Genomic DNA, 12,457 nt, shown 5'->3' on the forward strand with positions numbered 1-12,457 from the left:
TCCTGTCTGCGGGAGTTTCTATGGCGCGCCGTGATTCCATGACAACTTTTGGACAATTCGCGGAAACACTCGCTCTCGTTTCTCAAGGCAGACCCGGTCACATCGTCGACACGCTGATTTCCGAGCGGGGCCAGCGCATCGTCCACAATCCGCTCTGGCCGGTCATGCGGCCCTTTCTCTACACGCTTCTGCGCTACGGTAGAGCAATCGAATTTGCCAACGACATCTCGAACCTCAACGGCTTTCAGTGCTTCGAATACATGAGCGATCTCCTGAAGCTCGATGTCCGGGTACAAAATGCAGAACGTATTCCTGAAAAAGGCGGCTTCATTCTCGTCAGCAATCATCCGACCGGCATTGCCGACGGTGTTGCCGTCTTCGACCTCCTGAAGTCGCGCCGGCCGGACATGATGGTGTTCGCCAACCGTGACGCCGTGCGGGTCAATCCTCGTTTTGCCGAGATGATCATCCCGGTGGAATGGCGGGAAGAGTACAAGAGCAAGCTGAAGACCCGCGAGACCCTGGTTCTGACCAACAAGACGGTGGAAGACGGCAAGGCCATGGTGCTCTTTCCCTCCGGGCGCATCGCCTATTGGGCGGAAGGCAAGCTGAACGAGCGGCCATGGAAGACGTCTGCCGTCGGGCTGGCGCGCAAGTACAATCTGCCGATCCTGCCGATCCACATGCGGGCGCGCAATTCGGGCCTGTTTTACTGGTTTGCCAAATGGTCGACCGAACTTCGCGACATGACAGTGTTCTACGAGCTCCTGAACAAGAAGGGTAATCGCTTCGACTTTACGGTCGGCCAGATGATCCCGCCCGAGGAGCTGGAGGGCGATGTCGTCGATGTGACCAGGGCGCTCGAACATCACACGGTCTTTGATCTGGCAGCCGATCAGGACGCGAAATTCGTTCAGCGCTTTTGATCCGACAGGCATTCGCGGGAAATCGTCATGCTGCTCCGCTCGATGTTCGCCGCCAACTACCGATCGCTTCGGTCGATCCGCATGGATCTGGCCGGCGTCAATTTGTTCATCGGCGAGAACGGGGTCGGAAAATCCAATCTTTATCGCGCGCTGCAGCTCGTGCAGGCGGCTGTTCGCGGCAATCTCGCCTACGAGATCGCCGCCGAAGGCGGCATGGCGTCGGCGCTCTGGTCGGGACCGAGGCGGGATGAGAAGAATTTTCGCATAAAGCTTGAGGTCGAGGTGCTGGACGAGGAGCGGGCGGCAACCTTCCGATACCGGGTGGAGGCAGGACTTCGCCCTCCGGTTGCCGCGGCTGGCTTTGCTTTCGAACCGCAGATCAAGGCGGAAGAGCTTTCGGTGGAAACCGGCTCGCGCCCGGTGACGATGGTGAAGCGGGCGGGGCCAGGCATCATGGTACGCGGCGAGCATGGCCGGATGCAGGAATATCCGGAACAGGCCATGACTTCGGAAACGGCGATCGCCCTGCTTGGGGATGCTGGGCATTATCCGGAAGTCGGCGCCTTCCGCCAACTTGTCGACGGCTGGCGGTTCTTCCACGGGTTTCGGACCGACCGCGATTCACCCTTGCGGCGGCCCTGTCTCGCGGTGACGTCGCCGCTCCTTGATCAGGATGGTGGCAATCTGGCGGCCGTCTTCGCGACGCTTGTGCATACACGCGGAGACACCGTGGATCTGGATCGGGCAATTGCGGCGGCCTTCGGAGGGGCAAAGCTTCATGTGCCGCAGCCGGGAGAATATGCGGAATTCGGACTGGTTTTTCCCGATTTTCCAAAACGGCTTTTTCAGCCGCGAGAGCTTTCCGACGGGCAGATCCGCTTCCTTGGGCTTGCCGCAGCGCTGATGTCCTATCGACAGCCGCCCCTAATTGCACTCAACGAGCCTGAGGGAAGCCTGCATCCCGACATGCTGCCGCCGCTCGCCGACATGATCGCAGAAGCCGCACGCTCAAGCCAGATCTGGATCGTCACCCATTCCGAACCGCTCGCTTCGGCGGTGGAGGAGCGTTGTGGCGTCCGTCCGAAGCGCGTCATCCGCAAAGATGGGGCAACCTGGATCGAGGGGATGCGGCTGACGGGCTTCATAGAGGACGATGAGAGCTGATCCTCTTTAGGGTTCACTTTTGTTCCGCGTTTGGGCATGGTCGCCGCCAATGGGCATAGATTCGTCCGATCTTTTTGGTTCGTTATTGGAGGCGCCTGCGCCAAGAAGCGTGGTACCGGTCCTGGTGCCGCTGCCGGTGCCGGGTGCCTATAGCTATGCTGTGCCGGATGGCATGCATGTGGAGCCTGGTTCTGTGGTTCAGGTGCCGGTCGGGCCTCGGCAACTGATCGGCGTCGTCTGGGATGGCGAGAACGACGAGAAGCTCGATCCCAAAAAGCTACGCCCCATCACGCTGGTCTTCGATTGCCCGCCGCTTTCCAAGGAGATGCGGGATTTTGTCGATTGGGTGGCAAGTTATACCCTCTCTCCGCCCGGCCTTGTGGCGCGCATGGCGATCCGGGCACCTGCCGCGCTCGACCCGGAGCCGATGGTGGAGGGACTGCGTTATATAGGCGGCCAGCCGGAACGTATTACACCGGCGCGTGCCCGGGTGCTCGATCTGATCCGTGAAGAAAGCCTACCGTGGACTCGCAGCGGCCTTGCGCATGCGGCGGGCGTTTCGCTAAGCGTTGTCGACGGACTGACGGGGCAGGGCATATTCGAGACGATTTTCCTGCCGCCGCCGCCAGTGGTGGCGAAGCCCGATCCGGATTATGTCGCGCCGCGCATCGAAGGGCCACAGAAAGACGCGGCGGAGGAAATCGTCGGCTTCATTCGCTCAGGCGGGTTCTCCCCCTCTCTCATCGATGGCGTTACCGGTTCGGGCAAGACGGAAGTCTATTTCGAAGCGATCGCGGAAACTTTGAGACGGGGAAAACAGGTACTGATCCTGCTGCCTGAAATTGCCCTGACCTCGAGTTTCCTCGAGCGGTTCCAGGAGCGTTTCGGCGCCAAGCCCGGCGAATGGCATTCCGATCTTTCACCCCGGATCCGTGAAAAGGTCTGGCGGGGCGTGGTGACCGGCGAGGTGAGGGTTGTCGCAGGCGCCCGATCCGCGCTCTTCCTGCCTTTCGAGGAACTCGGCCTGATCATCGTCGATGAAGAACACGACCCCGCCTACAAGCAGGAGGACCGGGTTTTCTACAATGCCCGCGACATGGCGGTGGTGCGCGCGCGGATCGGTGACTTCCCGATCGTCCTGGTCTCGGCGACGCCTTCGGTTGAAAGCCAGGTTAATGGTCTCGCCGGCCGCTACAATACGGTGCACCTGCCGACCCGCTTCGGCGATGCGGCGATGCCGGACCTGCACCTGGTCGATATGCGGCGGCATCCTCCGGAGCGCGGCGGCTTTCTCTCGCCGGTGCTTCTTCGGGCGATGGCCAAAACGATCGAGAAGGGCGAGCAGTCGCTGCTCTTCCTCAACCGTCGCGGTTACGCTCCGCTGACGCTTTGCCGCGTCTGCGGCCATCGGTTCCAGTGCCCGCAATGTTCGAGTTGGCTGGTAGAGCATCGGTTCAAGAGGCAGATCCAGTGCCATCAGTGCGGTTATTCCGAGCCCACTCCCGAAGCCTGCCCTGAATGCGGAACGTTGGATCATCTGGTCGCCTGCGGTCCGGGTGTCGAGCGCATCGCCGAGGAAGTGGAAAAGCACTTTCCGAATGCGCGCACGATCGTCATGTCGTCGGATCTGCTCGGCGGCGTCAAACGCATGCGGCTGGAGCTCGAAGCCATCGCCAAGGGCGAGGCGGATATCGTCATCGGCACCCAGCTCGTCGCCAAGGGGCATAATTTCCCGCTGATGACGCTGGTGGGCATCGTCGATTCCGATCTCGGACTGTCGAACGGAGATCCCCGCGCGGCGGAGCGCACCTTCCAGCTTCTTTCCCAGGTCACAGGCCGTGCTGGACGAACAGGCCGGAAGAGCCATGGTCTCCTGCAGACCTTCCAGCCCCAGCATCCGGTGATGCAGGCGATCGTGTCCGGCGACGCGGGGGCCTTTTACGAACGCGAGATCGCCGAACGGGAAAGGGCAATCCTGCCACCGTTCGGCCGGCTCGCTTCGCTCATCGTTTCCGCCGACAACCGGGCTGATGCCGAAAACCACGCCCGTGGCTTGCGGGCGGCCGCGCCGAGGGTAACGGGGATATCCGTGCTCGGGCCTGCGGAAGCGCCGCTTGCGCTGGTGCGGGGCCGGCATCGGTTTCGGCTGCTCGTCCATGGCCGGCGCAATTCCGACATGCAGGCGTTTCTCAAGGCAATGCTGACGAATGGCCCGAAGCAACGCGGCTCGGTCCAGATCCAACTCGATGTCGATCCTCAGAGTTTCCTTTAGTCGCCCATTTTTGCGACTTGTTTACCGCTTGCGCTAGAATCGGCCGAATCGAACACAGCGAGGATCGAATGGAACTTTATTTCCCAGCCGAGCTCGGCGAGCAGCTGGCTTTCGCCGGCGCCGCGGCGACAGCAGTTCTTGGTCTCCTTCTCCTGCTTTTTCCGGGTCCGGTTTTGCGGCTCATGGCCTTTCAGATCGGCGAGGTGCGGCCGGAGGGTTACGCGGCGGTTCGGGCGGTTGGCGCCCATCACCTCGGTCTCGGCCTTACGGCCATCATGCTGGCCCAGGACTGGATCTACATGACGCTTGGCATAGCCCTCGCATTCGCAGCTGCCGGACGCGTCGTCTCATGTGTCTTCGACCGAGCCTTCACCCCCAGAAATATAGCGATTTTCCTACTTCAGGTTGTGATTTCGGCAGGCCCGCTCGCCTATGTCTTCGGCTATATTTGACGCTCGAATTCGACGCTTTGAACGAAAAGCTCTGAAAATCCTTCCCGTTCCCGGATAAATTCCGGCCCAAGCCCTTGCGTCGCGGGCTTTTTCCTCTATCAGGCGTGTTGCGAGTCCCTACATCCTATGCTAGACGGACCGCGAAAGTCGGAAAGGGTAGAGCGGAAGCTCTGCAGGTTCTGAGAAATAATCAAACGATTTCAAGGTCTTGCTGCACCTCTCCCACAGGGTCTGGCGCTTGGATGGCAATACAGGGAAACTGTGCCCGTGGCTGACACGTCCCAGCTTATTTCCGGTGTAGCGGAGCGTTACGCTTCCTCGCTTTTCGAACTGGCTCTCGAGTCCGGTTCGGTCGACAAGGTCGCCGCCGATCTTGATCGTTTTCAGGCGTTGCTGGATGAAAGCGAAGATCTGCGACGTCTGGTCGCAAGCCCGGTCTTTTCCGCCGACGAGCAGCGCAATGCCGTTTCCGCCGTTGCGGACAGGGCTGGCATCACCGGCCTCGTCGGCAATTTCCTGAAAGTGGTCGCCGGCAACCGTCGTCTCTTTGCTTTGCCAGGCATGATCCGTGGCTATCGCGAAATCGCAGCCGCTCATCGCGGCGAGGTTACAGCCGAAGTTACTTCGGCACATGCGCTTTCCGCAGCGCAGGAAACTGAGCTCAAGTCGGCGCTGAAGGGCGTCACCGGCAAGGACGTGGCAATCGCCGTGACGATCGATCCGTCGATCCTCGGCGGCCTCATCGTCAAGGTCGGTTCTCGTCAGATCGACACCTCCCTTCGCACCAAACTTTCCACCCTTAAGCTTGCACTGAAAGAGGTTGGCTGATGGATATCCGCGCCGCGGAAATTTCCGCAATTCTGAAAGATCAAATCAAGAACTTCGGCCAAGAGGCAGAGGTTTCCGAAGTCGGCCAGGTTCTGTCCGTCGGTGACGGCATCGCTCGCGTTTATGGACTGGACAATGTTCAGGCCGGTGAAATGGTCGAGTTTCCCGGCGGCGTTCGCGGCATGGCGCTCAACCTCGAAGCCGACAACGTCGGCGTCGTCATCTTCGGCTCCGACCGCGAGATCAAGGAAGGCGATACCGTCAAGCGGACTGGTGCCATCGTGGACGTTCCGGTTGGTCCGGAACTGCTCGGCCGCGTTGTCGACGCGCTCGGCAACCCGATCGACGGCAAGGGTCCGATCAACGCGAGCCGCCGCTCGCGCGTCGACGTGAAGGCTCCGGGCATCATTCCGCGCAAGTCGGTTCATGAGCCGATGTCGACCGGTCTCAAGGCCATCGATGCGCTCATCCCGGTCGGCCGCGGCCAGCGCGAGCTCGTCATCGGCGACCGCCAGACCGGCAAGACTGCCATCATTCTCGACACCTTCCTGAACCAGAAGCCGATCCACGACAACGGCCCGGACAACGACAAGCTTTATTGCGTTTATGTCGCTATCGGTCAGAAGCGTTCGACTGTTGCGCAGTTCGTCAAGGTTCTCGAAGAGCGTGGCGCGCTGCAGTATTCGATCATCGTTGCCGCTACCGCTTCCGACCCGGCTCCGATGCAGTATCTCGCGCCGTTCGCCGGCTGCGCGATGGGTGAATACTTCCGTGACAACGGCCAGCACGCGCTGATCGCTTACGACGACCTTTCCAAGCAGGCCGTTGCCTACCGTCAGATGTCGCTGTTGCTTCGCCGTCCGCCGGGCCGCGAAGCCTATCCGGGCGACGTTTTCTATCTGCATTCGCGTCTCTTGGAGCGTGCTGCAAAGCTCAACGACGATCGCGGCGCCGGCTCGCTGACCGCTCTGCCGGTCATCGAAACCCAGGGCAACGACGTTTCGGCCTTCATTCCGACCAACGTGATCTCGATCACCGACGGCCAGATCTTCCTCGAAACCGACCTGTTCTACCAGGGCATCCGTCCCGCCGTTAACGTCGGTCTGTCGGTTTCTCGCGTCGGTTCCGCCGCGCAGGTGAAAGCGATGAAGCAGGTTGCCGGCTCGATCAAGGGCGAACTCGCCCAGTATCGCGAAATGGCGGCGTTTGCTCAGTTCGGCTCCGACCTCGATGCATCGACGCAGCGTCTGCTCAACCGCGGTGCGCGCCTGACCGAGCTCCTGAAGCAGCCGCAGTTCTCGCCGCTGAAGACGGAAGAGCAGGTTGCGGTGATCTTTGCGGGCGTCAACGGCTATCTCGACAAGATCGCCGTCAGCGATGTCGGCAAGTTCGAGCAGGGTCTGCTTTCCTACCTGCGTTCCGAAGGCAAGGCGATCCTCGATACCATCCGTAGCGAGAAGCAGTTGTCGGACGACACCCGCGCGAAGCTCAAGTCTGCTCTCGACAGCTACTCGAAGTCTTTCGCCTGAGAACGGATCAAGTCCAACTAACCCGCAGGGGACCGATAACGGATGCCTTCACTTAAGGATCTGAAAAACCGGATCGCCTCCGTCAAGGCGACGCAGAAGATCACCAAGGCGATGAAGATGGTCGCCGCGGCGAAGCTGCGCCGTGCGCAGGAGGCGGCCGAGGCTGCCCGTCCTTACGCGGAGCGGATGAACAAGGTATTGGCCAGCCTTTCGGCTGCCAACGCCGGCAATGCCGAAGCGCCGCTTCTGCTTTCGGGCACGGGCAGGGATCAGGTTCACCTCCTGATCGTCGCAACCGGCGAGCGTGGTCTGGCGGGGGGCTTCAATTCCTCGATCATTCGCCTTGCCCGCGACCATGCGCAGAGACTGCTTGCACAGGGCAAGACGGTGAAGATCCTGACGGTCGGCCGCAAGGGCAACGATGTCCTGCGCCGCAGCTTCAAGGAAAACATCGTCCACTACATCACCTTCCGCGAAGTCAAGCAGCTTGGTTTCGTGCAGGCGGATGAGGTGGCGCACAAGGTCCTGGAACTGTTCAACGCGGGCGAGTTCGACGTTGCGACGCTGTTCTTCGCGCGCTTCCAGTCGGTGATCTCGCAGATTGCCACGGCACAGCAGATTATTCCGGCGAAGTTCGAAGCGGGCGAGGCGGCGAACGCCTCTTCGGCGCTTTACGAATACGAGCCGAGCGAACAGGAAATCCTCGAAGACCTGCTGCCGAGGAACGTCGCGGTGCAGATCTTCCGGGCGCTGCTCGAAAACAACGCTTCCTTCTATGGCGCGCAGATGTCCGCGATGGATAACGCCACGCGCAATGCCGGTGAGATGATCAACAAGCTGACGCTTTCCTACAACCGTCAGCGTCAGGCGCAGATCACCAAGGAACTCATTGAAATCATCTCGGGCGCGGAAGCGCTCTGACGTAAAGAAAGAGGGTAAGAATCATGGCTATTGCAGCTACCCTGGATACGGGCTCGTCCCTCGGCAAGGTGACGCAGGTTATCGGCGCCGTCGTCGACGTCGCATTCGACGGCGAACTGCCGGCGATCCTGAACGCGCTTGAGACCGACAACAACGGCAACCGCCTCGTTCTGGAAGTCGCTCAGCACCTCGGCGAAAACTCCGTCCGCACCATCGCGATGGACTCGACGGAAGGCCTCGTGCGCGGCCAGCAGGTGGTCAATACCGGTGCTCCGATCTCGGTTCCGGTCGGCGATCAGACCCTCGGCCGCATCATGAACGTCATTGGCGAGCCGGTCGATGAAGCAGGTCCGCTCGATACCGGCGTGCGCCGCGCCATCCACCAGGATGCTCCGGCCTATGTCGAGCAGTCCACGGAAGCGCAGATCCTCGTTACCGGCATCAAGGTCGTCGACCTTCTCGCGCCTTACGCAAAGGGCGGCAAGATCGGCCTCTTCGGCGGTGCAGGCGTCGGCAAGACGGTTCTCATCATGGAACTCATCAACAACGTCGCGAAGGCACACGGCGGTTACTCCGTGTTCGCAGGCGTCGGTGAGCGTACCCGCGAAGGGAACGACCTCTACCACGAAATGATCGAATCGGGCGTCAACAAGCATGGCGGCGGTGAAGGCTCCAAGGCCGCTCTCGTTTACGGCCAGATGAACGAGCCGCCGGGTGCCCGCGCCCGCGTTGCTCTGACGGGTCTGACGATCGCCGAAGACTTCCGCGACAAGGGCCAGGACGTTCTGTTCTTCGTCGACAACATCTTCCGCTTCACCCAGGCAGGTTCGGAAGTGTCGGCTCTGCTGGGTCGTATTCCGTCGGCCGTCGGTTATCAGCCGACGCTCGCGACCGACATGGGCCAGATGCAGGAACGCATTACCACCACGACCAAGGGTTCGATCACCTCGGTTCAGGCCATCTATGTTCCGGCCGACGACTTGACCGATCCGGCTCCGGCAACCTCCTTCGCCCACTTGGACGCAACGACGGTTCTGTCACGCTCGATCGCCGAAAAGGGCATCTATCCGGCCGTCGACCCGCTCGACTCCACCTCGCGCATGCTCGACCCGATGGTTGTCGGCGAAGAGCATTACGAAGTTGCCCGTAAGGTTCAAACGACGCTGCAGCGCTACAAGTCGCTTCAGGACATCATCGCCATCCTCGGCATGGACGAACTGTCGGAAGAAGACAAGCTGACGGTTGCCCGCGCCCGCAAGATCGAGCGCTTCCTGTCGCAGCCGTTCTTCGTCGCCGAAGTCTTCACCGGTTCTCCGGGCAAGCTGGTTGCGCTCGAGGATACGATCAAGGGCTTCAAGGGCCTCGTCAACGGCGAATACGACCACCTGCCGGAAGCTGCCTTCTACATGGTCGGCTCGATCGAAGAAGCGATCGAGAAGGCCAAGAAGCTGGCCGAAGCCGCTTAATTGGCAAACGACGGCGCGCGGGAATTTTCCGGCGCGCCATTTCCGCATAAGACACGCAAGCTCGCGTAAGAAATTCGAGGAAGTGGACCTTCATGGCCGACGCTTTCAATTTTGAACTGGTTTCGCCTGAGCGCCTGCTCGTCTCCGAAAAGGCCACGGAAGTGGTGATACCGGCGACGCTCGGCGAAATGACGGTGCTTGCCAATCACGCGCCGACGATGACGACCATCAAGCCCGGCATCGTTTCCGTGAAGCTCGCTTCCGGCCAGATCAACAAATACGTCGTGTTCGGCGGCTTTGCGGATATTCTTCCGACGAGCTGCACGCTGCTCGCGGAGTCGGCGGTTCCGGCGAGCGAAGTGACCCGCGACACGCTGCAAAAGCGGATCGAGGCCACGCAAGCCGAAATCAATAAGGCGCAGAGCGACGAGCACAAGACCAAGCTGGAACAGTTCCTGGCGGAGCTGACGCATCTGAACGGCATTGTCGTTCCGGCCTGACGAGCGGATTCTCCGAACAAGATCAAGGCGGCTCGGAAGGGCCGCCTTTTCTTTTTCCGTTAGGTTTAAGTAGCGATTTCAAGGGAGCGGCCGGAGTTCGCTACCCATCCAGCTGCCGCGCGTCGGCCAGGATCTCATAGCGCAGGCCGGCGGGATCATAAGCCAGTTGCGCCGTGCCCCCGAAATCGCTGGGCAGGACCCGTTCGATCAACAGCGTACCAAAACCCTTCCTCAATGGTGCCGAGACGGGAGGCCCACCGCTTTCGACCCAGGCAAAGCGGAAGCGGCGCTCGCCTGAACTGCCGAACATGCCCCACCTGATATGCACCTTTCCGCCAGCCTGGCGGAGTGCCCCGTATTTGATCGAGTTGGTGACGAGTTCATTGACTCCGAGAGCCAGAGACAGAGCCTGCTTTTCCGAAAGCCGGAGCGGAGGGCCCTCGATCACGAATTGCTCCGCGGCGGCGTCATGGGGTGAAAGAGCCCCGGCAATGACGTCGCCAATGTCCGCATCGATGCGGCCTTTGCCGGCCAGAACGTCATGTGTGTTTGCAAGAGCGGTAAGCCGCTGCAGCAAGACCTCCTTGACCCCCTCGGCCAAGGGGACGTTGCGCAGGGTCTGATTGGCTATGGAAGTCACGATCGCCAACGTATTCTTGATCCGGTGCCGAAGTTCCGCATTGATGAGGCGAGCCTGTTGTTCCGCCTGCACCTTCGAGGTCGTTTCGATCACCGTGTCCAGCATGCCTGCGATCTGGCCCTGATCGTCCCGAAGCGGGCTGTAGCAAAAGGTGAAATAGGCTTGCTCCGGGTAACCGAAGCGTTCGATCTCCAACGGAAAATCCTCGATGAATGTTGCTTCGCCCTTATAGGCGCGTGCCGCGATATCACCGATCTCGTCCCACGCTTCCTGCCAGACTTCGGAGAACGGGCGCCCCATGGCTTCCGGCTTGTTGCCGAGGATAGGCTTGAAGGCATCGTTGTAGATGGTGGTGAGGTCCGGCCCCCAGACGACTGCGGCCGGAAAGCGGGAATTAAGGATCGTCGAAACGGCTGTCCTGAGCGCTACAGGCCAGCCTTCAGCCGGGCCAAGCGAGGTCGCTGACCAGTCAATCTCCCGAATGACCTTGCCGACCTCGCCGCCGCCTTGAAGAAAGTAAAGAGGGTCGAATTCAGGCGCCATCGATACCGTCACACCGGCCTTTCGTTTTTCCATAAACCTTGGACGGTGACGCTGTTTGACAAGGCCTCGCTCCAAATATTCGTTGCACTTTATAGACGGCTGCGATTGGTTTGAGGGCGAGGATCCATTAGAAGCGACCGCGCAGCTTGTCGTCGCGTCGACTAGAGGTTAGCCCTTTCGGTGGAGGAAGCTGATGATCGACAAGCTCGAATTTTTCATTGCTCTCGCGCGAGAAAGCCATTTCGGTCGCGCCGCCGAGGAATGCGGCATTTCCCAACCGTCACTTTCGGCGGCGATCCGGCAGCTGGAGGAACAGCTGGGCGTGCAACTCGTCGTGAGAGGTTCCCGTTTTCAGGGGCTGACGCCTGAGGGGCAGCGGGTTTTGGAATGGGCTAAGCGCATCGTCGGCGATGCGCGCACCATGCGGGAGGAGATGAAGGCCGCGCGGAAAGGTCTGGCCGGCCACATTCGGCTCGCGGCGATTCCGACGGCGCTTGCGATGATCCCGCGGCTGACTGAGCCCTTTCAGGCGAAACACCCGGACGTCACCTTTTCGGTTGTTTCACGAAATTCGCTTCAGGTGCTTTCCCAGCTCGACAATTTCGAGATCGATGCGGGCATAACCTATCTCGACAATGAACCGCTCGGCCGGGTCACCAGCGTCCCCCTCTATGCCGAGCGGTACAATCTGGTGACGGCGGAAGGGACGCCATTTGCGGACCGGGAAAACGTAACCTGGAAGGAGATGGCGGATCTTAGGCTCTGTCTATTGACGCCAGACATGCAGAACCGCCGGATCATCAATCAACACCTCGCGGAAGCAGGCGTCATCGTAAAGCCGATGCTGGAATCAAATTCGATGGTCGTTCTTCTATCGCATGTCGGAACCGGCCGATGGGCGAGCATCATGCCGCGCAACGTCGCGCGATCGTTCGGGTTTACCAAACAAATCCGTACGATCCCGATCGTCGAACCAGAAGCCAGCCATATCGTCGGCCTGGTTGCCACACATCGCGAACCTTTCACCCCGCTGGTCTCCGCCCTGCTGCACGAAGCCCGCAGCCTGGCTCCAAGCGCCATGGCTTGATAGTTTTTTTCTATCGCGTAACCGATCTCCTTTATTGACGGTTGCGAGACGGGTTGCGAGACTCCGCCACAATAGGTGGAGTGCAGCTGTTGGACACTCCGCCAGCGTTTTGATCTGCAGTGCGGACGA

The 12,457-nt window shown here is 60.5% G+C and carries 11 protein-coding genes; 10 read left to right on the top strand and 1 reads right to left on the bottom strand.

Annotated elements, in window-relative coordinates; translation table 11 throughout:
• Positions 1–20: 20 nt before the first annotated feature.
• The 9 genes from EDE09_RS12915 to EDE09_RS12955 all read left to right on the top strand — a co-directional run bounded on the left by EDE09_RS12915 (position 21) and on the right by EDE09_RS12955 (position 10,058).
• The gene (locus tag EDE09_RS12915; RefSeq protein WP_132410845.1) at positions 21–926 is read left to right on the top strand and encodes a 1-acyl-sn-glycerol-3-phosphate acyltransferase; all 906 of its coding nucleotides are present in this window, start codon (positions 21–23) and stop codon (positions 924–926) included.
• A 27-nt stretch (positions 927–953) separates the two neighbouring features.
• Positions 954–2,090, top strand: a complete 1,137-nt coding sequence (locus EDE09_RS12920) for an AAA family ATPase (protein ID WP_132410847.1) — start codon at positions 954–956, stop codon at positions 2,088–2,090.
• A 49-nt stretch (positions 2,091–2,139) separates the two neighbouring features.
• Positions 2,140–4,362 carry a primosomal protein N' gene (locus tag EDE09_RS12925; RefSeq protein WP_132410849.1) on the top strand — a complete coding sequence of 741 codons (2,223 nt, stop codon included), beginning with the start codon at positions 2,140–2,142 and terminating at the stop codon, positions 4,360–4,362.
• A 68-nt stretch (positions 4,363–4,430) separates the two neighbouring features.
• Positions 4,431–4,814, top strand: a complete 384-nt coding sequence (locus EDE09_RS12930; RefSeq protein ID WP_132410851.1) for a DUF4345 domain-containing protein — start codon at positions 4,431–4,433, stop codon at positions 4,812–4,814.
• 261 nt (positions 4,815–5,075) lie between these two features.
• Positions 5,076–5,642 (top strand): F0F1 ATP synthase subunit delta, encoded by a 567-nt coding sequence (locus tag EDE09_RS12935; protein ID WP_132410853.1) that lies wholly within the window; start codon positions 5,076–5,078, stop codon positions 5,640–5,642.
• A complete protein-coding gene (gene atpA / locus EDE09_RS12940; protein ID WP_105372732.1) occupies positions 5,642–7,171 on the top strand; it encodes a F0F1 ATP synthase subunit alpha in 1,530 nt (509 codons plus the stop codon). The genes EDE09_RS12935 and atpA overlap by 1 nt, the downstream gene beginning before the upstream one ends.
• Before the next feature lie 42 nt (positions 7,172–7,213).
• Positions 7,214–8,092 (top strand): F0F1 ATP synthase subunit gamma, encoded by an 879-nt coding sequence (locus EDE09_RS12945; protein ID WP_132410855.1) that lies wholly within the window; start codon positions 7,214–7,216, stop codon positions 8,090–8,092.
• Positions 8,093–8,115: 23 nt separating this feature from the next.
• The gene (atpD, locus tag EDE09_RS12950) at positions 8,116–9,558 is read left to right on the top strand and encodes a F0F1 ATP synthase subunit beta (protein ID WP_105372730.1); all 1,443 of its coding nucleotides are present in this window, start codon (positions 8,116–8,118) and stop codon (positions 9,556–9,558) included.
• A 92-nt stretch (positions 9,559–9,650) separates the two neighbouring features.
• Positions 9,651–10,058, top strand: coding sequence for a F0F1 ATP synthase subunit epsilon (locus EDE09_RS12955; RefSeq protein ID WP_132410857.1), 408 nt, complete (start codon positions 9,651–9,653; stop codon positions 10,056–10,058).
• 100 nt (positions 10,059–10,158) lie between these two features.
• On the opposite strand, the gene EDE09_RS12960 is transcribed toward EDE09_RS12955, so the two are convergent.
• Positions 10,159–11,241, bottom strand: a complete 1,083-nt coding sequence (locus tag EDE09_RS12960) for a PAS domain-containing sensor histidine kinase (RefSeq protein WP_132410859.1) — start codon at positions 11,239–11,241, stop codon at positions 10,159–10,161.
• A 193-nt stretch (positions 11,242–11,434) separates the two neighbouring features.
• Here EDE09_RS12960 and EDE09_RS12965 point away from each other — a divergent pair, with 193 nt between their 5' ends.
• Positions 11,435–12,328, top strand: coding sequence for a LysR family transcriptional regulator (locus tag EDE09_RS12965; protein WP_132410861.1), 894 nt, complete (start codon positions 11,435–11,437; stop codon positions 12,326–12,328).
• Positions 12,329–12,457 lie beyond the last annotated feature (129 nt).

Origin of the sequence: Neorhizobium sp. S3-V5DH, from assembly GCF_004343065.1 — a bacterium.
GTDB lineage: Bacteria > Pseudomonadota > Alphaproteobacteria > Rhizobiales > Rhizobiaceae > Neorhizobium > Neorhizobium huautlense.

Bases quoted from the DNA above. Each gene is read 5' to 3' on its own strand.
- EDE09_RS12915 (WP_132410845.1), top strand. From the start codon at position 21: ATGGCGCGCCGTGATTCCATGACAACTTTTGGACAATTCGCGGAAACA.
- EDE09_RS12925 (WP_132410849.1), top strand. From the start codon at position 2,140: ATGGGCATAGATTCGTCCGATCTTTTTGGTTCGTTATTGGAGGCGCCT.
- EDE09_RS12930 (WP_132410851.1), top strand. From the start codon at position 4,431: ATGGAACTTTATTTCCCAGCCGAGCTCGGCGAGCAGCTGGCTTTCGCC.
- EDE09_RS12920 (WP_132410847.1), top strand. From the start codon at position 954: ATGCTGCTCCGCTCGATGTTCGCCGCCAACTACCGATCGCTTCGGTCG.
- EDE09_RS12955 (WP_132410857.1), top strand. From the start codon at position 9,651: ATGGCCGACGCTTTCAATTTTGAACTGGTTTCGCCTGAGCGCCTGCTC.
- EDE09_RS12965 (WP_132410861.1), top strand. From the start codon at position 11,435: ATGATCGACAAGCTCGAATTTTTCATTGCTCTCGCGCGAGAAAGCCAT.
- atpA (WP_105372732.1), top strand. From the start codon at position 5,642: ATGGATATCCGCGCCGCGGAAATTTCCGCAATTCTGAAAGATCAAATC.
- EDE09_RS12960 (WP_132410859.1), bottom strand. From the start codon at position 11,241: ATGGCGCCTGAATTCGACCCTCTTTACTTTCTTCAAGGCGGCGGCGAG.
- atpD (WP_105372730.1), top strand. From the start codon at position 8,116: ATGGCTATTGCAGCTACCCTGGATACGGGCTCGTCCCTCGGCAAGGTG.
- EDE09_RS12945 (WP_132410855.1), top strand. From the start codon at position 7,214: ATGCCTTCACTTAAGGATCTGAAAAACCGGATCGCCTCCGTCAAGGCG.